General features: G+C 36.3%; 23 protein-coding genes and 1 pseudogene. 12 read left to right on the top strand and 12 right to left on the bottom strand.

From position 1 onward, the window contains the following. Positions 1-121 precede the first annotated feature (121 nt). Positions 122-295, top strand: coding sequence for a ribosome modulation factor (gene rmf, locus C9I86_RS05495; protein ID WP_036794667.1), 174 nt, complete (start codon positions 122-124; stop codon positions 293-295). Between the two features lie 331 nt (positions 296-626). On the opposite strand, the gene fabA is transcribed toward rmf, so the two are convergent. Continuing rightward, positions 627-1142, bottom strand: a complete 516-nt coding sequence (gene fabA, locus C9I86_RS05490) for a 3-hydroxyacyl-[acyl-carrier-protein] dehydratase FabA (protein ID WP_045029019.1) — start codon at positions 1140-1142, stop codon at positions 627-629. A 68-nt stretch (positions 1143-1210) separates the two neighbouring features. Further along, entirely contained in the window at positions 1211-2926 is a 1716-nt protein-coding gene (locus C9I86_RS05485; protein ID WP_080157453.1) for a Lon protease family protein, read from the bottom strand. Positions 2927-3122: 196 nt separating this feature from the next. Between C9I86_RS05485 and matP the strand changes: the two genes are divergently transcribed. The 3 genes from matP (at position 3123) to C9I86_RS05470 (ending at position 4422) form a co-directional block, all read left to right on the top strand. Beyond that, positions 3123-3584 carry a macrodomain Ter protein MatP gene (gene matP, locus C9I86_RS05480; RefSeq protein WP_080157452.1) on the top strand — a complete coding sequence of 154 codons (462 nt, stop codon included), beginning with the start codon at positions 3123-3125 and terminating at the stop codon, positions 3582-3584. Positions 3585-3650: 66 nt separating this feature from the next. Beyond that, a complete protein-coding gene (locus C9I86_RS05475; RefSeq protein WP_080157450.1) occupies positions 3651-3956 on the top strand; it encodes a DUF3634 family protein in 306 nt (101 codons plus the stop codon). Between the two features lie 64 nt (positions 3957-4020). Beyond that, positions 4021-4422: a PPC domain-containing DNA-binding protein gene (locus C9I86_RS05470; RefSeq protein WP_107275856.1), complete on the top strand. Its 402-nt coding sequence runs from the start codon at positions 4021-4023 to the stop codon at positions 4420-4422. Between the two features lie 34 nt (positions 4423-4456). Here C9I86_RS05470 and C9I86_RS05465 read toward each other — a convergent pair whose 3' ends face one another. From C9I86_RS05465 to C9I86_RS05440, 6 genes and pseudogenes are all read right to left on the bottom strand, one after another. Continuing rightward, complete coding sequence (locus C9I86_RS05465; protein ID WP_080157448.1) at positions 4457-4702, bottom strand: hypothetical protein; 246 nt, start codon at positions 4700-4702, stop codon at positions 4457-4459. Positions 4703-4822: 120 nt separating this feature from the next. Next, entirely contained in the window at positions 4823-5242 is a 420-nt protein-coding gene (locus tag C9I86_RS05460; protein ID WP_107275855.1) for a hypothetical protein, read from the bottom strand. Then, positions 5232-6026 carry a winged helix-turn-helix domain-containing protein gene (locus C9I86_RS05455; protein ID WP_107275854.1) on the bottom strand — a complete coding sequence of 265 codons (795 nt, stop codon included), beginning with the start codon at positions 6024-6026 and terminating at the stop codon, positions 5232-5234. Before C9I86_RS05455 ends, C9I86_RS05460 begins: the two co-directional genes overlap by 11 nt. A gap of 486 nt (positions 6027-6512) precedes the next feature. Continuing rightward, a pseudogene (locus C9I86_RS05450) lies at positions 6513-7627 on the bottom strand (ISNCY family transposase); the annotation flags it as partial. 410 nt (positions 7628-8037) lie between these two features. Further along, positions 8038-10134: a PAS domain-containing hybrid sensor histidine kinase/response regulator gene (locus C9I86_RS05445; protein ID WP_107275853.1), complete on the bottom strand. Its 2097-nt coding sequence runs from the start codon at positions 10132-10134 to the stop codon at positions 8038-8040. Between the two features lie 5 nt (positions 10135-10139). Then, positions 10140-11303: an FIST signal transduction protein gene (locus tag C9I86_RS05440; RefSeq protein ID WP_080157441.1), complete on the bottom strand. Its 1164-nt coding sequence runs from the start codon at positions 11301-11303 to the stop codon at positions 10140-10142. 150 nt (positions 11304-11453) lie between these two features. On the opposite strand from C9I86_RS05440, the gene C9I86_RS05435 reads away from it, so the two are divergent. Continuing rightward, a complete protein-coding gene (locus tag C9I86_RS05435) occupies positions 11454-12191 on the top strand; it encodes an SDR family oxidoreductase (protein ID WP_107275852.1) in 738 nt (245 codons plus the stop codon). A gap of 63 nt (positions 12192-12254) precedes the next feature. Here C9I86_RS05435 and C9I86_RS05430 read toward each other — a convergent pair whose 3' ends face one another. Next, the gene (locus C9I86_RS05430) at positions 12255-12698 is read right to left on the bottom strand and encodes a hypothetical protein (protein WP_080157438.1); all 444 of its coding nucleotides are present in this window, start codon (positions 12696-12698) and stop codon (positions 12255-12257) included. A 153-nt stretch (positions 12699-12851) separates the two neighbouring features. Here C9I86_RS05430 and C9I86_RS05425 point away from each other — a divergent pair, with 153 nt between their 5' ends. The 5 genes from C9I86_RS05425 to uspE all read left to right on the top strand — a co-directional run bounded on the left by C9I86_RS05425 (position 12852) and on the right by uspE (position 18176). Then, a complete protein-coding gene (locus tag C9I86_RS05425; RefSeq protein WP_107275893.1) occupies positions 12852-15242 on the top strand; it encodes a heavy metal translocating P-type ATPase in 2391 nt (796 codons plus the stop codon). Continuing rightward, on the top strand, positions 15243-15461 hold the full coding sequence (ccoS, locus tag C9I86_RS05420) for a cbb3-type cytochrome oxidase assembly protein CcoS (RefSeq protein ID WP_080157437.1): 219 nt from the start codon (positions 15243-15245) through the stop codon (positions 15459-15461). Then, positions 15448-16125 carry a sulfite exporter TauE/SafE family protein gene (locus tag C9I86_RS05415; RefSeq protein ID WP_107275851.1) on the top strand — a complete coding sequence of 226 codons (678 nt, stop codon included), beginning with the start codon at positions 15448-15450 and terminating at the stop codon, positions 16123-16125. Before ccoS ends, C9I86_RS05415 begins: the two co-directional genes overlap by 14 nt. Positions 16126-16199: 74 nt before the next feature. After that, positions 16200-16955, top strand: a complete 756-nt coding sequence (locus C9I86_RS05410) for an FNR family transcription factor (RefSeq protein WP_080157434.1) — start codon at positions 16200-16202, stop codon at positions 16953-16955. A gap of 273 nt (positions 16956-17228) precedes the next feature. Further along, positions 17229-18176 carry a universal stress protein UspE gene (gene uspE, locus C9I86_RS05405; protein ID WP_080157432.1) on the top strand — a complete coding sequence of 316 codons (948 nt, stop codon included), beginning with the start codon at positions 17229-17231 and terminating at the stop codon, positions 18174-18176. A gap of 53 nt (positions 18177-18229) precedes the next feature. Here the strand turns inward: uspE and C9I86_RS05400 are convergent, their stop codons facing one another. The 3 genes from C9I86_RS05400 to C9I86_RS05390 form a co-directional block, all read right to left on the bottom strand. After that, on the bottom strand, positions 18230-18538 hold the full coding sequence (locus tag C9I86_RS05400; protein ID WP_080157431.1) for a hypothetical protein: 309 nt from the start codon (positions 18536-18538) through the stop codon (positions 18230-18232). 78 nt (positions 18539-18616) lie between these two features. Next, positions 18617-19510 carry a tRNA 2-thiocytidine(32) synthetase TtcA gene (gene ttcA, locus C9I86_RS05395; RefSeq protein ID WP_080157429.1) on the bottom strand — a complete coding sequence of 298 codons (894 nt, stop codon included), beginning with the start codon at positions 19508-19510 and terminating at the stop codon, positions 18617-18619. Between the two features lie 162 nt (positions 19511-19672). Then, positions 19673-20851 (bottom strand): D-alanyl-D-alanine carboxypeptidase family protein, encoded by a 1179-nt coding sequence (locus C9I86_RS05390; protein WP_107275850.1) that lies wholly within the window; start codon positions 20849-20851, stop codon positions 19673-19675. Positions 20852-21195: 344 nt separating this feature from the next. Between C9I86_RS05390 and C9I86_RS05385 the strand changes: the two genes are divergently transcribed. Next, a complete protein-coding gene (locus C9I86_RS05385; protein WP_107275849.1) occupies positions 21196-22680 on the top strand; it encodes a carboxypeptidase M32 in 1485 nt (494 codons plus the stop codon). Between the two features lie 157 nt (positions 22681-22837). Further along, on the top strand, positions 22838-23080 hold the full coding sequence (locus C9I86_RS05380) for a hypothetical protein (RefSeq protein ID WP_107275848.1): 243 nt from the start codon (positions 22838-22840) through the stop codon (positions 23078-23080). Positions 23081-23122: the final 42 nt, after the last annotated feature.

The raw sequence follows: 23122 nt of genomic DNA, 5'->3' as shown, positions 1-23122 counted from the left end.
TTTTGTTTTTGAGCTTGATCAATTTTAGAATTTGACCCATTTTTAATAAAGGAGTCATAACACTCCGTCATTACTTTATTGTAATGAAAAGTACCAAACAGATAAGGATGAGGATCGAACTATGAAGAGACAAAAGCGGGATCGTTTAGAACGCGCACAAGCTCGAGGTTATCAAGCCGGTTTGAATGGCCGTTCTACAGATGATTGTCCGTACAACGGTACTGACGCCCGTACGAATTGGTTAGGCGGTTGGCGAGACGCAAGAGAGGAAATGCAACAAGGTCTCTATAAATAAGATAACCTCCCTCATGGTTAACCTTTCTGAGGCCCCTTAGGAGAAGGGGCTTTTTATTATAACAAGTATTATTGCTATCATTTTTGCGTGGCGTTGATGATTACCCTTGCACAATAAGCTATCTATTTTTGATTTATTGCTGGTGGAATTTAAATTAGCTAGCATTAATGTTGAAAGACAGTATATTTGTAGAAGTATTGCTTGAGGTAATTGCTTGAGGTAATTGCTGGTGGATGCGATAGAATATTAAATATTGTTCATCAGTATAAAACGGGTAAAAAAAAGCCCTGAAGAAAACTTCAGAGCTTTAATATGTTAACTTCTAATCGAATTAGAAGTTATCGGTATCTTTGAATAGACCTACTTTAAGATCTTTAGCAACATAGATTTCTTTGCCATCAACAAGTACGCGACCATCCGCAACACCCATAATAAGCTTACGATTAATAACACGTTTAAGCTGAATATCGTAAGTGACTTTTTTAGCTGTTGGTAGTACTTGGCCTGTAAATTTAACTTCACCTACACCAAGTGCACGGCCTTTACCTTCACCGCCAGACCAGCCAAGGAAGAAACCAACAAGTTGCCACATAGCATCTAAGCCAAGACAACCTGGCATTACTGGATCACCGATAAAGTGGCAGTTAAAGAACCATAGATCAGGATTGATATCTAATTCCGCATGGATAAACCCTTTGCCGTGGTCTCCACCTTCTGCAGAGATATTCACAACACGGTCAATCATCAGCATATTATCTACTGGTAGTGATGGAAATTCAGGACCGTATAGCTCGCTTTTACCACATGCAACTAGTTCTTCGTGTGTATAAGAATTCTGGCGTGTCATTAGAATCATTTACTCCTTCAAAAGTATGCAAGCAATTTAGCTTACACGTGTACGCTAAACAACTCGGATCAGTTCTGGCCCAACCAGTTGGATATCATTAATCGAAGTCGATTCACAATACCAATCTCACTTGAAAGGTCACCATGGTGGAAATAATCGATGCGTTCTTCAATTAAAGAGAGGATAGTTTCGTCGTCCTCATTTTCACTGCGGAACGCTTTATTTGTAAGACGAGGGATTGCCTCATCAACATTATTTACCGCCCAAACATGGAATTGTTTCGCTTTAATTGCTTCAATCACTTCGTCGTTTAAGCAAAGACTAGATAGATTCGTATGCGGTAAAATCACACCCTGATTGCCAGTAAGGCCACGATGAACACAAACCTTATAGAAGCCTTCAATCTTTTGGTTGATACCGCCAACCGCTTGTACACGACCAAATTGGTCAACAGCACCAGTCACTGCAATCTCTTGATTAATCGGTTGCAATGATAATGCAGACATTAATGCACAAAGTTCAGCTAATGATGCGCTATCACCATCAACTTCTGAATAGGATTGTTCAAAAACAATCGACGCAGAGTAGGGAAGCGCTTGATCTAAATCGAGTGCTGTCGCAACAAAGGCTTGCATAATCATCATGCCTTTTGCGTGAATATTACCGCCAAGTTCAACTTTTCGTTCAACGTCAGTAATATCACCATCACCAAAGTGGACCACACATGAAATACGAGCCGGTTCGCCATAAGCACTCGGGTGTCCTGGCATTTCAACAACAGTTAAGCCATTTACCTGACCAATTTCTTCGCCTTCAGTGGCAATTAATACTTGGCCATGATGAATATCTGCAATAGCACGTTCAGGTAAATATGACTCGCGGTATTCTTTTGCCCTTAACGACGCTTTAATGTTACCCGCAGTAATAGGCTTGCCTTCTGATTCGACTGATGCTTCTGACAGTAAATTTAAATGCCATAATGGACATAAAGGTAAACGTGTTTGATCTTCTGCGTGGCGAGCACCTGCCAGTAATAAAGCATGGATCGCATCTGAGTCAGCAAGAGCAGGTAAGTTATAGTATTGGCTAATACCTTTAACATAACGGATGTAATCGGTCAGCGTTGCTTCATTAAGCAATAGATCTTGCTCAAATTCACCATACATTGCCATACCATCACTTAAATCCGGCTCAGCAGCATCAAGCTCAGCCATGAGATAACGTTCGCCTATAATTATAAGCTTAACGTTAACTGTTTCTGATACTGGTATTTCATAGAGACGTTTATTCGTGATAGGTTGCCATTCAAGTTGGCCATCCATCAGAACATTTTTTAACTGTGGCCATAAGCTAGGATCACTTAAAATGGCTGTAATAGATAAAACAAGGTAACCGTTATGGGCTTGATGAAGTAGACCGTGTTTTAATTGTGGTTGTGTTTCACCGTCTTTAGCCGGATAAACTGCGCCAAATAACTTCTCATGAGTGACGTTGTCACCAGCAATGATGATGGGTTGTTCTACAGTGTTTCCATTATTTACACTTGATTTATTAATACTTTTTTTTAGCAATTCAATAATGTAATCACGATATAACGTGTTATCAGAAGCTGTAATGCGTAGAATGCGTGGCTGTAAATTCATCGCGGTGAAGCGGCGTATAGCATCTGACAAGCGAGACTGAAGGATGCCGACCAGAGTAGGTTCTAGATCATCATATTGATCTAATACGTGCTGATACGGGCTGTAATCTGGAAACATGTTACGCCAAGATTCTTCATGCATAAATTTATGATTTCTATTGTTACTGTGATAAAGATGTGCAGTATAAAGCAATCAAAGGGCTCATAATAGACACTTATCGTCTATATTTAAATTTCAATATTAAGCCGACTTAATATTAAGAGAATTGATTGTCATTTTACCGATCAAGAGTTACACTGTAACAGTTAACCTAAATAGTTTGAGAATTATCAATCCTATGAAATATCAGCAACTTGAGAACCTTGAAGCAGGTTGGAAATGGACTTATTTGGTGAAAAAATGGAAAGAAGGAGAGGCAATAACAAGCTTTATTGATCAAAGTGAAGCTGACGCAGCAATACAAACCTTGCTTGCGATTGAGCATGAACCAACCAAGGTTATCGAGTGGATTAATAATAATATGGCGAATAGTTTAGAAAATAAACTAAAACAAGCCATTAGAGCCAAACGAAAGCGACATTTTAATTCTGAACAGACGCATACCAAAAAGAAATCAATTGATCTGGATTATCGCGTTTGGGAAAAATTAGCTGAAAAATCACAAGAGTTAGGTTCAACGTTATCAGACACAATCGAATACTTGATCAGTGAAAGCTCTCGAACCGAACAAGCAAGTAAAACCGTTTCAAATTTGAAGAATGATCTTAACCAACTACTTAATTCAGATTCTTTTGAATAATATACTTTTTGATAAAGTCGTTGGGGCTTTTCTTTCAAGCTAAACTTTATTATTAAGGAGTGTGTAATGGAATATGTTCTTTTATTAGCTGTTGTGGTCATTTTTCTTGTATTTAAAGATCGACCTATAATGGTACTAGAGTTTAAAGATGGTGATCTTATCAAGACAAAAGGGCAAGTACCTACGGGATTTCAAACTGCGTGTCGAGATATTGCCCATAAAACCCCATTTTCTGGACGTGTAAAAGTATATAAAACACGATTTGCTACCAAATTAGATTTTTCAAATACAATTCCACAAAAAGTAAAACAACGTATAAAAAATGTTTTCCCTCATAATGTATCTACATCTAAACGTGGAAAAAGAGCGTAAATGTGGATTTTAAATAAAAAACGCTATCATTAACGGTGCGTTTTTTATTTAAATAAGGTTTAAAATGATAACTCCTTACACAAAACGATTATTAAAAGGGGATGATCTACGTCATTCACTATTAGAATTTATTCAATTAAATAAGATACAATCTGGTTCATTATTAACAGGTGTTGGTTGTTTATCTCAAGCTAAAATCAGATTAGCAAATGAGCAAAAAATATTACATCTCGATGGACCATTAGAAATTATATCTTTGTCTGGAACATTAACACCTAAACATGTTCATATACATATATCTGTAGCTAATGGTGAAGGGCGGGTATATGGTGGTCATTTAGTTCCTGGTTGTATAGTGTCTTATACCGCAGAGCTCTGTATGATTGAATATAATAATTTAAGATTTGAGTGTGAATATGATCGTCAAACTGGGTTTGATGAATTGGTTATATCGAACAATAACTAATTAGCCCAAGTGATGCATTCTTGGGCTGTAATTGTTATCTAATAGATTTCATTAATGCTTCTTTACTTTGAATAAAAAAGGCTATTTTTTCTTTTAATTCAGCTAGTTCATTTTCTGCTTTTAATCGTAGAATTGTTTCTTGTTCTAATTTTTCACCTATTTCAACGGCTAAATAACCACCCTTAATTAATGCCTTTGTTGTTACATTTGTTTCTGTCAGAGATTTTAATGCTTCAATCATGTAATAATGCTGATCGATATCTCTAATTGTAATTGCCATAGATACTCCTTTTGTTATTAATAATATCAAGAAGATAGCAATCAGTGAACCTTTTATTCTAATGCACTATAACTTTTAATATGTCTTATAAAAAAGCCACCTCTCGATGGCTTCAATACTCTAACTTATTGTTCTTTTACCTATTAAAATCTCTGAGAAATCCGTGTTTTGACAAGAGAAAGGAGAGCGTGATATATAAATAGCATCACCAGAACGCAATGAATCTATAAAAAAGTTACTCAACATTAATTGTGAATTATTATTATCTAAATGTTCCATTCCTAATAAGTAATAATGATTTTGGAATCGTAGAAATAAACCATTAAAATGACTAGAATAATAATTATTCGTACTACATTTTCGTGAAATCACCATTGATGCATGACCATCATTTAATGTTAACTGTAATGTATCTTGTGTAGCGTTATTATTTTTTGTTGAAAACTCATATGTAGCTTTCGTATTTACCGAGCTGATAATTGCTTGGATTAATAAAAAAACAATCGCACTAATAATGCCAATAAGCGCTTTATTTAACACTACAAATTTCCTGTTTAACGGTTGATGAGAAATCAACAAAATGGCCATTACTTATGCTAAACAATTGATAATAATTACATCCTTTACTCATCGGGAAGGCATACCATTGGCTTATACTGCTATTATCATTCTGTAATATTGCATTCTGTACTGGCTTAGGTAAATCAATACCATTATAAATAACAGGTAAGCCCTCAACAGAAGTTGTATCAACAAAAAACAAAAAACGATAACAAATTATTAATGTAGTAAAGAAAAAAGCAAGGCCAATAATAATATCAAGAAGTTTAATATTGCGAATACGTGTTTTTTTAACGGTCACATCATCTAATTCTTGATGAATCAAATTTTCTTTTTTTTCTAAATTAACAATAGGTTGAGTTTCATTTATTACATGTATATTTTTGTCTTCATTACTTACAACATTATTTTTCGGAGGGTGAGAACCATCGTCAATCAGTGCTGTTTGCCGAATACAGTAACCTAATTTAGGCTCCGTTGTTATTATTTTATGTTCACCAATTTTAGTAAAGGCAGTACGTAAATTTTTAATTGCAACCGTTAATGAATTATTGGTAACAATTTTACCTTGCCAGCATTCAGCTAATAAAACTTCTCTATATATTGTATTATTAGCAGCTTCAGCAAGAAGAGTGAAAATTAAGGTTTCCGATCGTGATGCTTTAATAAAAGCACCATCACTAATCCGCGTTATGGTTCTACGTGCAAAATCAACATCGAAACGCCCAAGACGTTTACAACCGCCGTTTACTTCATCGTTCATTTTTATTCTTATCTATCAGTTTTAGCTATAAAACAATAACTAAATTGTCATCAAATACACAATATCAAAGTAGAGACAGTGTCTTAGTATTCTATACAAAACCGCTAAATATGCAATTGTGAAACGGGTATAACTATCATAAAACCTATAACTCTTCGACATGATTTATTCTCTTTAAAAGATAATCTATACATTATTGTCTTAAATCTAAGTATTTTTATCGTAAATGTTAATTTCCTGCCTGATTAATGCAAGATAACTTATATTTTATGGTACTGATAGTGTAGAAAATTTAAATACGAAGAGCAAAACGCTGGTTTTTTATGGCTAAAAATAGGCAATAAAAGGGGATATTATTCATAGAGAATGATATATTTTGTTGAATTCTGCCTTAATCAATGGATGTTGATTACGATAAAAATAGTGTTAAGTAAGCTATAGTGATAAAGCTAAGATTATAAAGCAGGGAAGTTAGGCATTTTTCAAACATCTTAAAAACCAATTTCGGTGACCATATTGGATCGCAATGGTGCCATCTGGACGATCTGAACTTTAACAACTTGATGTACAAGTCGTTGATTTTCTTCGGTTGGATCAATTAAATAGATAACTTTATCGTATTGAAATGTCAGTGACTTTGATAATTTTCTTGGCTCTTGCCATGCAAAAATATCATGTAATTCATCTGTAGATTCACGTAATGGCCGATGCATGTCTTTAGGATATTGAGCAGCTTTAGCAAAACGTTGGTTAAAATCAGTGATAAAGTCGGGGAGCCATACATTAGCTTGTTCAATATTATCAATGTGTTGTAAACGCATTTCTTTGACTAAGCGATCTTGTAAGGTTTTGTTGGCACGCTCAACACGGCCTTTAGCTTGAGAGCTGTTTGCGCAAATCAATTCAATGTTTAAGTCATGCAATACACGACCAAACTGAGTGATGCGGTTTGTTTTTGCATCCCGTTTATTGACATGAAACACCGCATGTCGATCGCTGTAAAAAGCAGTGGGCTTGCCATATTGCTCAACATATTCGCGCGTGGCGACCATGTAATCAAACGCAGATTCTGTTTCACTAAAACGTAAGTTCATCAGTTTGCCGGTGGCATCATCAATGAAAACCAACAAACAACATTTGTCACTGCGACCTTCAAACCAATCATGATGTGAGCCATCTATCTGAATTAACTCACCATAACAATCACGACGATGACGTGGTTGATAAACACGAGGCTTACGTTTGAAATGTGGTACCCAAAGGCCATCAGCGATCATCCATTGGCGTAAGGTTTCTAATCCAATTTTAATGCCGTGGCGTTCAATCAGTTTTTCACGTGCTAACGTGGGTCCGAAGTCTGCGTAATATTCGTGGATGAGATTTAAAATACGCAGCCTAAGATTATCATCATAGCGATGATTACTTGGCACGCCGCGTTGTTGTGAAAGTAATCCGTTAGCACCGAACAGAGTAAAGCGTTTTACTAATCGTGATACTTGACGACAGCTCAAGTTCAGTCGGCGAGCAGCTTCAACACCAGTTATTTGTTTATCACAAACATCTTGAATAATTTTGATTCGGCTTAATTCATTTTCAGTCATAGTGAGCAACATTTATTGATTCCAGTTCATAGCAAAACCTATGATCTGAAGATAGTTCAACATGACATTTCTAACGGGTTCAAACCGGACATTTCTAAATGGGACCTACAACCTAAGTGCGCATTATGTATATTATGTTAAATACGGTATTAAATGTTCAGTATCTGATGCTATATTGTATGAACCTACGTTTAAGTACTCCTCTCTATCTTGTGCTTTATCAACAAAACCTGCTATTTAACAGTATTGGCTATTTACCATAAAATAGGTAATTAACACTTAATTTAAATACTGCCGCACATGTTCATTTTGCTTGGTACTTAAATTAAGTATTAATTACTCACAGATCAAAAAACAAAAAAACGGACAACCATTAAAATTGTCCGTTTAGTTCGTCTGTCAATAATCGTTTATGAAGATACTTTGCTAATAGATTTCAGATTTTGGTATTTCTCTAACATTAAATCTAGCTCTTCAGGCTGTATTGGTTTGGCTAAAAAACCATTCATACCAGCTTGCTGATAAAGAAATTGATCGCTTTGCATTGCATTTGCCGTTAAAGCAACGATTGGAATGTTAATATTGAGCTTTCTGATGTGTTTTGTTGCTTCTAACCCATCTAAAACTGGCATTGAGATATCCATAAGCACTAAATCATACGTTTTGTGACACTGTAACAGTTTTAAAACGGCTTCTTGCCCATGATTGGTTATGGTAACCTTATGTCCTCGACGCTCTAGCATTAATTTAGCGACTAACTGATTAGTTGGACTGTCTTCTGCAAGTAATATATCTAGAGGCCGTGTTGAATGTGTTAACTTATCAGTCGTTAAACTCGCAATCTGATCAATGGCTGGATTAATTGGAAAGATTATTTTAAAACAACTACCAACACCCAATTGGCTATTAAGTGTAATGTTGCCATGCATTTTTTTAATCAATAGCTGACTGATCGTTAACCCTAATCCTGTACCACCATACTTACGAGTGATGCTACCATCTGCTTGATGAAATGGATGAAATAGATTTTCTTGAGCATCTTCTGCAATACCAATTCCGGTATCAAAAACAGAAATTTCAATATCGTTATCTATTTTATTGGCCACAATTTTAACTGAACCGTCATCTGTAAATTTAATCGCATTACCAATGAGATTAAACATGATTTGAATAATTCGATTCTTATCGGCAAAAATGTATTCAGGAATTGATTTAGAAATATTACATTCAAGGAGTATGCCTTTTTTATTAGCCTCTGGTTGAAGTTGGTTCTTTACTAAAACAATACTATTAGAAAGATTTATATTACTGTTGAACAACTCAAAACTGCCTGATTCAATACGTGATAAATCAAGGATGTCATTGATAATGGTTAACAGTAAATGTGCTGATTGCTCCATTTGCCCTAGCCATTGTTGTTGCTCATTTTCCAAACCTGATGACGACAACATATCCATTAAACCTAATACAGCATTTAATGGAGTGCGTATTTCATGGCTCATCATAGCGATAAATTGTGATTTAGCTTTGTTAGCCGCTTCTGCTTGTTGGCGGGCTTGCTGTAAATCAAATAGCCGTTTTTTCCTTACAGTAATATCCTTTACCGTACCACGATAGCCCAGTAATACACCATGCTTACTATAGTAAGGTGTTCCACTAAAACTTAGCCATTGTTCTTTTTCATCAATAAATAATTGCCATTCAAGATCTTCAAACGATTTATTTTGCTGTAATTGTGTACGAAATTTTTGCTTGAAATCTTCATGGTCACCAAAAAAATCTAATATATTATCTTTATCTATTAAATGGTTAGCAATTTGAGGGGCCGAAATATAGCTAAATTTATAGTCTGTATCAATTTCCCAGAACCAATCACCAACAGTACGTGCAAAATCTTTAAATCGTTGCTGACTATGAATTAATTCTTGAGTCCTAGCGGTCACTAATGACTGTAATCGTTCACGGTAATCAATATCTATAATCGCTCGTTCAAGTAATGGTCTGAATCTATTAAGAACCCGACGACAACTTGATGTGAAATGCCCTTTTTCACAGCTCATAAGAATGATCATCGCATCGCCTGAGCTGATTTTTACGCCAGTGATTAAACTAGAATGACAAATATTTAATAAATCAGGACTTTTATTTTTAAATTCTTCAATGTCTTTAGGTGAATATAAAGCAATACATTCTCCGTTTATGCAGCGATTAAAGGTGCTGCTTACTTGCCAATGACTTAAATCAAGGGCCGTTACTGTACTCATTAATACTTGTAAATCAGATGCTTCGTCGTCACGCGTTAAAACTATTGCATTATCAAAGGCAATGAACTTTCTTAATACTTCTAATAAGCTATTAAATACTTGTCGTTTATTATTGGCGCCAGCCATTGCAGAAACACCTTCTAGAATAGCCGCATTCTCTATTCGTAATTGTGTTTCTCGTTCTTGGGTACGCTGAAGATCTAATAATGTTTCTTGTAGTTTTTCTGAATCACTACTAATCATAATTATTAGTCCCTATGAAAAACAACAGCTGAAATCATTAAATTGCCATGAGCATTCTCACCCGTAACAAATTGTCCTTGCTCTCCAAAAGTAAATGGACAAACAAAAGGTTTATTATGCATGGCTATATTTACATAAACAGCAACTTCTTTCATACGTTGTTGAACTTTAAGCATACACCCAGCACAATATATCGTTAGACCGCCAATAGGATTTAATTTAATACCATTAGTTGCCGTAATTACTCGTCCAGCTCGCGTTATTAAGCGCGCATCTGTACCCGTCATAAAATATAAACGCTCGCCTTCAATAATTGAGGCAAACATTTTTAATCCATTCGTTTGTGTGACCATCAAAGGATGCGCTAATTTAAAATACGGTAAATCATGAATAGTTCCGACTAAACGACCAAGAGGGTTTAAACTGCTTTCGTTTATAATACTGCTGTTCGCTTCAAATTTTTGTTGGATCCATTTTTGGTAAACATCAGCTGCAGGTTGATGATCTAATTCAATAACGTCACGACCACGTACTTTTGTTGCAATCGCAGAATACTCTGTTGCGGCATAACCGGAGTGGAAAGAAAAACTTATTTCACAATTAGGATAAAATACTGCAATACCTATACCTTGTTGTGTTTGTTGTTCTTGATTAAATATCTGCCACTTACCTTCTACATTATTATCTGCCGCACTACCACCTATGATTGCAATGTTTTTTCCGACAACATCTTCTATGCCTCGAATAACCTCTTCTTCATTACCCGGTGTTGCATGAAGTAATATTAGTGCCGGAGCTTCACCAATACGGCCACTATTATTAATTGCTTTGAGTATTGCCTGTCGCGCTATATTAAATATAGAACTATTAGAGGAAACAATAGATGTTCCATAAGTACCAACGATGTCATTAATAGCCCAAAGTGCGATACCTTGTCCTTTTATATATCCCTCTTCTGTCATAAAACCCTGACAAGATGAACATGCAAGAAAAGGAGTATTTGGGTAATGTTCAGTCAACGTTGCTTGTAAAATATTGCAATCGTAATCTTCTGAAAAATACAGCAATAATAATGATGGTGGTGCTATTTTCTCATCTAATTTATTGATAGCTTCAACAATTGCGTCGTGAGAATTATTTAGCAAAGAAAAACTTGTTGCAATATCCATAGCCATATCTTTTTAATTTTCCCCTATCATAATCATTTTTCTGAATACGATCAGTAAGCAAATCATTTTTAATTGTTATTTTTTATCTTATTATTAAGAATTAACCCGTTATCTCCTATCATAGTACAGTTAATCGACGCATGGAGTGTTATGTCACATTCAATTACTCAAAATGTTATCTTGGTTACAGGTGGTGCAAAAGGTATTGGTAAAGGTATTTGCCAATATTTATCCAATAAAAATAATATCGTCATTGCTATCGATATTGATATTGATGCTGGTCATCAACTTGTTGCCGATAATCCTAAAATACGTTTTTGGCCTGCGGATGTAACTAATAAAAATGACCTCACAACAATTATTAATGAGATCACATTACAATTTGGTCAACTCAATGGCCTTGTTAATAATGCCGCGATTGCCAATCCTTATAACACACCATTAGATTTATTACCCATTGATGAATGGCAGCGTATTATTGATGTTAACTTAACAGCGCCGTTAATGGTCACGCAACAATGTTTATCTTTATTAAAGGCCTCACATGGAAGTGTTGTTAATATTGCTTCAACACGGGCATTACAATCAGAGGCGAATACCGAGGCTTATAGTGCAACTAAAGGAGGCATTGTTTCTTTAACGCATGCATTAGCGGTAAGTTTAAGTCCAGAAATAAAAGTAAATTGTGTTTCACCTGGTTGGATAAATGCTACAAACGACATCCTAAGCCAATCAGATCATCAACAACATATTAGTGGGCGTGTTGGAAATACTGATGATATTGCTGAGGTAATAGAGCTTTTAATTTGTACTCAATCGGGATTTATTACAGGGCAAAATTTCGTTATTGATGGCGGAATGACAAAGAAAATGATTTATACAGAGTAAAAAATTGTGACAATACTTTTACTCTGTATAAGGTATTCGGCGCAAAATAGCGTCGAATTGCATTTATTTAATGACAGTAAATTGTGATGAATAAATATCGTTATTAACTTTAAGATCAATAGCCCATGTCATCTTATCGTGGGTACAATTAGGAACAGTAAACTTACCAAGCCAACCATCCTTTTGTTGCGTAAATTCAATCGGCAATATACCCATATTCATAGTAATACCGCTAACAGTTGCGCTTGGAGCTACATCAATATTACTAATATGCAGTTCAAGTGGTGTATCTGCTTGTGGTTCTTTTGATAATAATGTGACCGTAGCCTGCTTATTATTAATAGTAAATACACAGTTTCCAGCATTCAAATTACAGGTGGTTATCTGCGCTTGATTCGGTGTTTTTGGTTGGTATGTTACTGTTCTCCAAACAAAAGCAGAGATTAAAATAATCATTAAAACAATAATTTGAATTAATCGTCCTCGTGTTAATTTTTGTGCTGCCATGTCTATTTATTCCTTAGTTACTATTCTGATATGTTCTGAAACTAAAATACTTTATACGTGATATTAAGTGCTAACCTTATAAGGAGCTAATTTTTTTCCTATTTAATTACATGGGTATAGCAATAAATGACCTCAACAAGTATAACACCACCCATGATTCAAGGTTGTTATCATTGTGGTGAACCAATACCTGATAAATGTGAATTTAGCGTTGAAGTTCTCGGCGAATCTCGCCATTTATGCTGTGCTGGGTGTAAAGCGGTTGCAACAATGATCGTTGAAAATGATTTAACTAATTATTATGAATATCGAACCCAACCCGCTCAAAAAACTGACTTAATTCCTAATCATTTAAAGACATTATTACTTTATGATCATCAAGATATTCAAGATGATTTTGTGAGTGAAAATGCACAACACCATAAGGAAATTTTGCTTTCTGTCGATGGTGTTTCCTGTGCTGCATGTGCATGGTTAATCGAAAAACAACTATATAAACAAAGCGGTGTTATTACGGTTGAAGTTAATATTACAACTCATCGTGCTTTATTAGTGTGGGACGACTCATTGATAAAGTTAAGCCAATTACTCACGATTATGCATCAACTCGGTTATAAAGCAGCACCGTTTGAAGTTGATAAGCAAGAACAACAATACCAACAAACGATGCGTCATTATCTTTATAAATTAGGCGTAGCAGGCATTGCAACGATGCAAGTAATGATGTTGGCCATTGCACTCTACTTTGACGTTTTCGATAAGCATGAGAATAGTTTTAGGCACTATTTACGTTGGATAAGTCTGTTTATTACAACACCGGTATTATTATATTCAGCATTACCTTTCTACCTTAATGCATGGCGTAATATTAAAGGGTTCACATTAGGGATGGATGTCCCCGTTTCCATTGCCTTACTCTGTGCTTATAGTGCGAGTATATATGCCACAATTACCGATCAAGGTGAAGTGTATTTTGAATCAATTTCGATGTTCACTTTTTTCCTACTTCTTGGTCGCTTTTTAGAAATGCGAGCACGGCGTCATGCAACAGCCATCAGTGCTAACCTATTAAAGCTTATTCCAACAATGGCCACTCTCGCATCTGGTGAACAAGTAGCTGCTAAAACATTAAAAGAAAGTGACGTTGTCACAGTGCTGCCTGGGGAATATTTACCAGCTGATGGCGTTATCATTCAAGGCTCAACGACTATCGATGAATCAATGCTGACGGGAGAATCAATCGCGGTTAAACGATCTAAAAATGCCCATGTTTTTGCAGGAACACTAAATGGCAATGGCAATATAACCATAAAAGTAACACATAACCGTAAAAATACCTTTATCTCTAGTATCATACGATTACAAGATCATGCTTTATATTCTAAGCCCAAAATTGCAGTAATGGCTGACAATGTTGCTCGTTATTTTGTGGCCGTTATTCTCGTTGTTGCTTTAATGACATGGCTATACTGGCAAGTTTATCGCCCACAAGATGCATTATGGATAACATTGGCAGTGTTAGTTGCTACTTGTCCTTGCGCACTGTCACTTGCAACACCAACGGCTTTAACTTGTTCAACATCAAGTCTCGGTCGATTAGGGTTATTGGTTCGACGTGGTCACGTTCTTGAAACTCTGTGCAAAGTGAACCATGTCATTGTCGATAAGACAGGCACTCTAACCGAGGGCAATATTCAATTAGTTGCAATAACCGTTTTTGGTCAATATTCTACATCTGATGTGCTTACTTATGCTGCTGAATTAGAACGTTATGCTAATCACCCATTAACTAAGCCTTTTCTTCCTTATCAAGCACAAATGCCTCTTTTTAACAGTGTTGAAAATATTGTCGGTTATGGTTTGAGCGGCATAATTAACAACCAACAATGGCGCATTGGTAAGTATGAATTTGTACGGCATCATCAACCCTATTTAGGTCATCCTACTGATATTGAATACTCTGATGCCTATTCAATATGGCTTTCGTGCGAAAACCATATCGTTGCGGCATTTAAGCTTGAAGATCCACTTCGACAAGATAGTAAGCAACTGATTGATAGCTTCAAGCAACAAGGAATAAAAGTGACAATGTTAACAGGAGATAATTCTATTCATGCCCAACGTGTTGCTAAACAAGTAAATATTGATAATTTACATGCCAATATGACCCCGATGAGTAAATTGAATTTTTTAAAGAAAATACCCGCAACGGATGTTTCATTGATGATTGGTGATGGTATTAATGACGCCCCTATTTTAGCAGGATCTCACCTGTCTATCGCCCTTAGTAGTGGGACTGATATTGCTAAATCATCAGCAGATATGGTGCTATTGGGCAATAATTTATTATCTATTATAACTGCGCGTCAATTAGCTTTACGTACTCGTAATATTATTCGAGAAAATTTAGCGTGGGCATTAGGCTATAATTTAATTATTCTTCCATTGGCTGTCGCTGGGCTTGTTGCACCTTATATTGCTGTTATAGGTATGTCCGCAAGTTCGATTATTGTTGTATCAAATTCTTTAAGGTTATTAAGATAAATGGCAATTCTTTACATATTAATACCTATAGTGCTCATTTTTATTTGCCTTACAATCATGGTTTTTTTATGGGCTGTACACAATAATCAATTTGAGGATTTAGAGCGCCAAGGGCACAATATTCTGTTTGATGACGATGTCGAAAAGCCTCAACATTGTCCTAAAACATCAATAAAAAACACTACTACAATATCTGATTCTAGTAATGACCGAACTTAACTTTGTTGCTGCATTACTCATAGGTTTAACTGGAGCTGGTCATTGTATTAGTATGTGTGGCGGTATTGCTGCGGCGGTAACCATCGGGATGCCAAACAAGCCCCAGCACCATTGGATATATTTACTTTATTACAACCTTGGTCGTATCAGTTCTTACATGATCGCTGGCTTGATTGTTAGTCAGGTCGTGGTTGAAGTTTCTGCCTTAAGTGGGTCAACTAATATATTGATTTCACTGCGAATATTAGCTTCTATCATGATGATTATATTGGGGTTGTATATTGGTAAATGGTGGTCAGGTTTGACGCATATTGAGCGTATAGGACATGTTATTTGGCGTTTCATTTTACCGCTAACAAAACACTTTCTACCATTAACATCACCGCTAAAAGCGATCCCTTTTGGTTTCCTTTGGGGATGGTTGCCTTGCGGATTAGTGTACTCAACATTAACGTGGGCGGCAGTCTCTGGTAGTGCTATTGATGGTATGATTATTATGCTTGCTTTTGGCTTAGGTACTTTACCTGCAATGCTTGCTCTTGGATCTATTGCTGACAAATTCAAATCATTATTGAACAACAGTTATTTCAAACGTATAAATGGATTATTTATCATCATTTACGGTATTCATACTGGTTACATTGCAATCAATCAAATATGGTAAGGTTTTTAACACTCGTAATATTGCTTCATAATATGTTAAAATATTGACCTACATCAAATTGGTTAGATAGGCATATGATTTCAGACAAATTTACCACAAAACGTATCCAATCAGGTGGATGTGCTATTCACTGTCAAGATTGCAGTATTAGCCAGCTATGTATTCCATTCACGTTGAATGAATCAGAGTTAGATCAACTGGATCAAATAATCGAACGTAAAAAGCCAATCCAGAAAGGTCAAGAGCTCTTTAAAGCGGGTGATGAGCTGAAATCATTATATGCCATTCGTTCTGGTACTATCAAAAGTTATACTATTACAGAGCAAGGTGATGAGCAGATCACAGCATTCCATTTAGCGGGTGACTTGGTTGGATTTGATGCCATTAATGAAATGCAGCACCCTAGCTTTGCGCAATCACTTGAAACATCAATGGTCTGTGAAATACCGTTTGAAATTCTTGATGATTTGGCAGGTAAAATGCCAAAACTTCGCCAACAAATCATGCGCTTGATGAGCAGTGAAATTAAAGGCGATCAAGAAATGATTTTATTGCTGTCTAAGAAAAATGCGGAAGAGCGTTTAGCTGCATTTCTTTACAACTTATCACTGCGTTTTTCTCAACGAGGCTTCTCTCCTCGTGAATTTCGTTTAACAATGACACGTGGTGACATTGGTAATTACCTTGGCTTAACGGTTGAAACAATTAGTCGTTTATTGGGACGTTTCCAAAAGTCTGAAATGTTAAGTGTTAAAGGTAAATACATTACAATCTTAGATCATGATGAACTAGCCAAGCTTGCTGGTGTGAGTAAGAATAACAATTTATAACCTTATAATACCCTATCTAATCTATTTATAAGCAGGTGCTATTTTAGCGCCTGTTTTTATATCTATCACTACTACATATAACTGTTCATTTATCCCATTTTTGCATTTTATTGCTCAAACTACTCCCCATTTTGGTGAGTTTAGAGTACAGTAAATATTATGTTAATTTTTTAATCACTTGATTTGAAAGTGTATCTGATAAATACAACGGTAAATGTGTTTCTTTGTTCTTGCTTATTCAGAAAAAAGATTCTGCCGTAGGGAGACATTATTATGCAAAAATATAAAAACATACTTGTTGTCGCTGATCCTGAACGTGAGCAACAACCAGCAATATCTCGTGCTATTCATTTAGCGAAGACTTGTGATGATGTGAAAATTATTGTTTTCCTTGCTATTTATGATTTTTCGTATGAAATGACATCAATGCTTTCTTCTGACGAACGTGACGCAATGCGTCGTGGTGTCGTTATGCAGCGCGAAGAATGGCTAAAAGAAATCATACAGCCACACGCTGAGCTTGGTCTTAACATTGAGATTAAAGTCGTATGGCATAACCGTCCTTACGAGTCCATTATTGCCGATGTGTTCAGTCAAGATATTGATTTATTAATAAAAGCCACACATGAACATGCAAAATTAGGATCAGTTATCTTTACACCAACAGACTGGCATCTATTACGTAAATGCCCTGTTCCTGTTTTATTAGTAAAAGGTGAAAACTGGCCAGCAAATGGTAACGTTCTTGCTTGTGTTAATTTATCTGCTGAAGATGAAACTCATGACGATCTTAACGATAAGATTGTAAAAGAAGCTATCGCCTTCTCATCAATCACACATGCAAACGTGAACTTGGTTAACGCCTACCCTGCAACGCCTGTCAATATCACGATTGAACTACCAGAGTTTGATCCAGCATCATACACAGATGCAGTACGTGGTCACCACTTAATGACAATGAAAGCATTACGTCAAAAGTATGCCATAGATGAAGAACAAACCTATGTAGTTGAAGGTTTAGCTGAGGATGTTATTCCACAAATTGCCGATGAGATTAAAGCAGAGCTTGTTATTCTTGGTACGACTGGACGCACTGGTTTATCTGCGGTCTTTATTGGTAATACGGCAGAAAATACAATTGATAGTCTAAATTGTGACTTATTGGCTTTAAAACCGGATGGTTATATTAGTCCATTAGCACCTAATTCTATCGACGAATAATTTTTTCGTTTGATATACATATACCAATAAACGCCTCAACAGAGGCGTTTATATTATTTAGGTTCGGCTTCTTTTTCATTGGCAAGCCATTTAGCAAACTTCGTTAAATACCATTCATTTTCTTGTTTCGAACAGTAAGCTCGACTCAATTTACGGTGTTTCCACTCCGCAGCGATTGACACACGCGTTTGATTTGTCGCTCGTTTACCTAGATATGTTTCACAAAGCTGACTGTTAGACATTTGTCGTGCATAGCTATTAACACTGCTTCCCTGTATACCCATCTGCTGCGCTTGATGTGAACTACATCCCACAATTACACAACACAGACCAGTAAGCATAATTAGTCGTGGTTTTATCATTCTTCATATCCTATAAAGCAAAACAGCATCGGCTCAATAAAGAACCCGATGCTGTTTTGTGACTAATTGTGATTATATTTAAACGTTAGTAACATCAATAAACATACTTTCATCGATGTTAGTTGATGATACTTTTGCTTCAGTGAAAGCATACTCAGCCCTCTCACCTTCACGATCTAATGGTAAATTAACAAAATCAAATAAGTTCTTATCTGCTAATTGGCTTGGGCTGATATTTTGAATTGATTTAAAAATCGCATCGACACGACCTGGGGTCTTTTTATCCCAATCAATCAACATTGCTTTAATGCTTTGACGTTGTAGGTTCTCTTGTGAGCCACAAAGGTTACAAGGAATGATCGGGAACTGCTTATATTCAGCGTATTTGATCAGGTCTTTTTCACGGCAGTATGTCAATGGACGAATAACAACATTTCGGCCATCATCAGAGCGTAATTTAGGTGGCATCGCTTTTAGACGTGAACCATGGAACATATTTAAGAATAATGTTTCTACGATATCATCTAAATGGTGACCTAGTGCAATTTTAGTCGCACCAATTGTTTCAGCAAAAGAATACAGCGTACCACGGCGTAAACGAGAGCATAAGCCACAGGTCGTCTTACCTTCTTCAACTTTTTCCTTAACAACAGAATAAGTATCTTTATCAACAATATAGTAAGGAATATTTAGGCTTTGGAAATACTCTGGCAAAATGTGCTCAGGAAAGCCTGGTTGCTTTTGATCAAGGTTAACCGCGACAACGTCAAACTTAATTGGCGCTGCTTTTTGTAAATTAAGCAGAATATCCAGCATCGCAAATGAATCTTTGCCACCACTAATACATGCCATTACCACATCACCTTCTTCGATCATGTTGTAATCAATAATGGCGTTACCCATATTGCGGCGAAGACGTTTTTGCAGTTTATTATATTCAAGTGTTTCTTTACGGTTATCTGTCTGATTCATTACTACTTCTCGAACTACCGACAACATCGATAGTAGAATTGCGGGATAAGAATTTATAGGGCATGAATTATACGTATTTTATTGTTGACTGGAAATAGCTATCCACAATAAAAAAGCCCAGCACATAATGGCTGAGCTTGTTTAATCAAAATGATTGAAGGATTACTTAAAAAATCCCATTACAAACTTTTTCACTTGGTCAATTAAACGACTAAAGAAACTGCCTTCATCAACCGCTTCTAAAGACACAAGTGGTTGTGTGCCGACTTGTTTATCATTTACAGAGTAAATAATCTCACCCACTTGTTGCCCTTTCGCAATTGGAGCCTCAAGTTCACTGTTTAACTCAACACTAGCAGTTAACTTTTTTGTATCGTTACGTGACAATGTCACATAACTTGTTTTATCAACACCTAGCTTCACTTGATCTTTATTACCAAACCATACATGTTCAGTAATGATCTCATCACCCGCTTTATGAGGCGTTACTGTTTCAAAAAAGCGGAAGCCATAGTTCAAGAGTTGTTTACTTTCAATCTCACGCGTTTTAGTACTTTTAGTTCCCATAACAACCGCAATTAAACGCATGTCACCTTCAGTGGCTGAACTGGTTAAGCTATAACCTGCACCACTGGTGTAACCTGTCTTCATACCATCAACGTTCATACTTGGATCATAAAGCAAGCCATTACGGTTACGTTGGGTAATATTGTTATAGGTGAATGATTTCTCACTATACAGTGGGTAAATACTTGGTAAATCACGGATAAGCGCCTGGCCTAACAAGGCAATATCATAAGGTGTGGTATATAAATCGTCATTGTCTAAGCCATGTGGGTTAGCAAAATTAGAGTTATTCATTCCTAATTTTTTTGCCCATGAGTTCATTAAACTTACAAATGATTGCTCAGATCCCGCTACGTGTTCTGCAATTGCCACACTTGCATCATTACCTGATTGAATAATCAAGCCACGAAAGAGATCCATTAGTGGAACTTCGCTACCCACTTCAATAAACATTTTGGATGAATCAGGAAAATTTTTCGCCCAAGCATTACGGCTAATAACAACAAGATCTTTCTCATTGATATTACCTTGCTTCATTTCTTGACCGGCAACATAGCTTGTCATTAATTTCGTCAAGCTCGCTGGGTTTAACTTTTCGTTTGCATCCTTCTCTACTAAGACCTTACCTGTATTGTAATCCATCAATACATAGCCTTTGGCACTTAATGTTGGTGCATCAGGTACGACTGTTGGCATTGCAGCAAATGCTGAAGATGATAAAGAGTAAAGCGCAGTAGCACCGACAAGAGACAAAAAACGAGTAGTCTTTTCCATGTTAGGCAAAATTCCTTTAAAAAACGATAAAATCAATCTACATAGCTATTAAGGACTTGCAGAAACCTAATAGGTATTGAGATTGGCTGCCAGTATATCGAAAAAATATAATAAAACAGGTCTTGGTAACATTGTCTTACGAATTCCTATCACTGATTACATTTATAACGTTAATTGCTTTAAATATAAATCATTACGAGCAATTAACTACTGCTTATTTGATTTTAAATTAATAAATACTGCTGTGTTCGCATTTTTATTACTGCACTAACAGAGAATCTCTATTAAATAGTTATAGGTTAGGTTAAATTTATTCTATTGCTGTTTATCAATTAGGAACAAGTATGAATAATTACAATAAATTAGAACGTCATGCTAAAAAGCTATCTCGACTTGGGCATCTTAGTGCTATTTGTGGTTGGGATCAGGCTGCAATGATGCCTAATGGTGGTGCACAAGCGCGTTCAGAAGCAATGGCTGAGCTTGCTGTTATGTCACATGAATTGGCCACCGCTCCTTATTTAGAAAATTGGTTTGCAGAAGCAGAAAAAGAACATCTTACCGCAGAACAACGTGTCAGCCTTGCTGCCCTTAAACGTCATTGGATGATGCATAATATTTTACCCGCCGATCTTGTCGAACAGCAATCACTTGCCGGTTCTCAATGCGAACATGCTTGGCGTTCACAACGTACAGAAAACGATTGGGATGGCTTTAAAGCTAACTTAAAGCCTGTGGTTGAATTAGCTCGCCAAGAAGCCGCTATTCGCTCACAAGCAACAGGCTTAAGCCGTTATGATGCTTTACTGGATATTTATGAGCCAGGAATGACATCTGCAGTACTCGACGGTATTTTTGCTGAAGTAAAATCATGGTTACCTCAACTAATTCAACAAGTCGAAGCTAAACAGGCAACAGAAGAAATATTACCTCTAACGACTCCATTTGCTATCGACAAACAACAAGCACTAAGCCTTGATGCAATGGCTTTACTGGAATTTGATTTTGACCACGGACGACTAGATATCAGTACTCACCCATTTTGTGGTGGCGTACCAACGGATGTTCGTATTACAACCCGCTATGATGAAAATGATTTCACTTCTGCATTGATGGGGGTCATTCATGAAACCGGCCATGCACGTTATGAGCAAGGCTTACCACAACAATGGCGTGATCTTCCTGTCGGTGAAGCACGTTCAATGGGCATTCATGAATCACAAAGTTTATTTTGTGAAATGCAATTAGCGCGTAGTCCTGCATTTAGCAGTTTATTAGCGCCAATGGTGCAAAAATCATTTAATTCAACAACAGCATCATTATCGGCTGAGAACCTTCGTTTGATTAATACACGCGTTAAACCAGGATTTATTCGCGTTGATGCAGATGAAGTGACTTACCCTGCACATGTTATCTTACGTTATGAAATTGAACGTGACTTAATTGAAGGTAAAATTGAAGTGGATGATATTCCAACGATTTGGGACCAAAAAATGACCCAATATCTTGGTATTTCAACGCAAGGTAACTTCACTAATGGTTGTATGCAAGATATTCATTGGACTGACGGTAGTTTTGGCTATTTTCCAAGTTATACCCTAGGTGCAATGTACGCAGCACAATTTATGGCGACCATTAATAAAAAAATGGATGTTGAACAGCTTGTCACTCAACGCAATCTAACGCCAATATTTGAGTGGTTGCATGACAATATTTGGAGCAAAGGATCAACATTATCAACCGATGAACTGGTGGAGCAAGCAACTGGCGAAACACTTAACCCAGAGCATTTTAGAAAACATTTAGTGCAACGTTACTTAAATAATTAGTGATTGTTTTTTATGAACGACAAACAATGAAAACAGTAATTATTTTATTTAGTTGTAGTATTTATCAAAATAATCTCGATTAGATCACGGTTTAATCAGTATTGTTTTTTATACTCATTAACAATAAAAATAACAATTACCCTTTAAGGATTTAAGAATGACTTATAAAGCAGCAGATCTCAATTACCATGGCGAAAATTGTGGTGTGCATAACTGGATCACAGATGGCGGCCAATCATTCTACTGGCATCCTGATTGGTTACACATTGCTGAAGATGAAACAGGCCTTCACAGTCGACATGAAATTGAAGTTGAAAAAGGTGGAGAAATCACTAAAGGTCATGCTGTTCATGCGATTTTGAAGCGTTTAAATGAAATGTTAAGCAACGATCACGCTTAAATTACACACTAGAAATTATTAATGTTTCATAAAAAAGCCACT

Source organism: Photobacterium sp. NCIMB 13483 (assembly GCF_003025475.1).
GTDB classification, from domain to species: Bacteria; Pseudomonadota; Gammaproteobacteria; order Enterobacterales; family Vibrionaceae; genus Photobacterium; species Photobacterium piscicola.
Note: the sequence above shows the minus strand (reverse complement) of the source record. Positions and strands in the feature narration are given on the sequence as shown.

Coding starts and splice junctions, on each gene's coding strand:
- ttcA (WP_080157429.1), bottom strand. CDS start 19,510: ATGAATCAGACAGATAACCGTAAAGAAACACTTGAATATAATAAACTG.
- C9I86_RS05475 (WP_080157450.1), top strand. CDS start 3,651: ATGGAATATGTTCTTTTATTAGCTGTTGTGGTCATTTTTCTTGTATTT.
- C9I86_RS05410 (WP_080157434.1), top strand. CDS start 16,200: ATGATTTCAGACAAATTTACCACAAAACGTATCCAATCAGGTGGATGT.
- C9I86_RS05440 (WP_080157441.1), bottom strand. CDS start 11,303: ATGGATATTGCAACAAGTTTTTCTTTGCTAAATAATTCTCACGACGCA.
- C9I86_RS05455 (WP_107275854.1), bottom strand. CDS start 6,026: ATGAACGATGAAGTAAACGGCGGTTGTAAACGTCTTGGGCGTTTCGAT.
- C9I86_RS05415 (WP_107275851.1), top strand. CDS start 15,448: ATGACCGAACTTAACTTTGTTGCTGCATTACTCATAGGTTTAACTGGA.
- fabA (WP_045029019.1), bottom strand. CDS start 1,142: ATGACACGCCAGAATTCTTATACACACGAAGAACTAGTTGCATGTGGT.
- C9I86_RS05485 (WP_080157453.1), bottom strand. CDS start 2,926: ATGCATGAAGAATCTTGGCGTAACATGTTTCCAGATTACAGCCCGTAT.
- C9I86_RS05400 (WP_080157431.1), bottom strand. CDS start 18,538: ATGATAAAACCACGACTAATTATGCTTACTGGTCTGTGTTGTGTAATT.
- C9I86_RS05380 (WP_107275848.1), top strand. CDS start 22,838: ATGACTTATAAAGCAGCAGATCTCAATTACCATGGCGAAAATTGTGGT.
- C9I86_RS05390 (WP_107275850.1), bottom strand. CDS start 20,851: ATGGAAAAGACTACTCGTTTTTTGTCTCTTGTCGGTGCTACTGCGCTT.
- C9I86_RS05445 (WP_107275853.1), bottom strand. CDS start 10,134: ATGATTAGTAGTGATTCAGAAAAACTACAAGAAACATTATTAGATCTT.
- C9I86_RS05470 (WP_107275856.1), top strand. CDS start 4,021: ATGATAACTCCTTACACAAAACGATTATTAAAAGGGGATGATCTACGT.
- matP (WP_080157452.1), top strand. CDS start 3,123: ATGAAATATCAGCAACTTGAGAACCTTGAAGCAGGTTGGAAATGGACT.
- C9I86_RS05435 (WP_107275852.1), top strand. CDS start 11,454: ATGTCACATTCAATTACTCAAAATGTTATCTTGGTTACAGGTGGTGCA.
- C9I86_RS05430 (WP_080157438.1), bottom strand. CDS start 12,698: ATGGCAGCACAAAAATTAACACGAGGACGATTAATTCAAATTATTGTT.
- C9I86_RS05385 (WP_107275849.1), top strand. CDS start 21,196: ATGAATAATTACAATAAATTAGAACGTCATGCTAAAAAGCTATCTCGA.
- rmf (WP_036794667.1), top strand. CDS start 122: ATGAAGAGACAAAAGCGGGATCGTTTAGAACGCGCACAAGCTCGAGGT.
- C9I86_RS05425 (WP_107275893.1), top strand. CDS start 12,852: ATGATTCAAGGTTGTTATCATTGTGGTGAACCAATACCTGATAAATGT.
- ccoS (WP_080157437.1), top strand. CDS start 15,243: ATGGCAATTCTTTACATATTAATACCTATAGTGCTCATTTTTATTTGC.
- C9I86_RS05465 (WP_080157448.1), bottom strand. CDS start 4,702: ATGGCAATTACAATTAGAGATATCGATCAGCATTATTACATGATTGAA.
- uspE (WP_080157432.1), top strand. CDS start 17,229: ATGCAAAAATATAAAAACATACTTGTTGTCGCTGATCCTGAACGTGAG.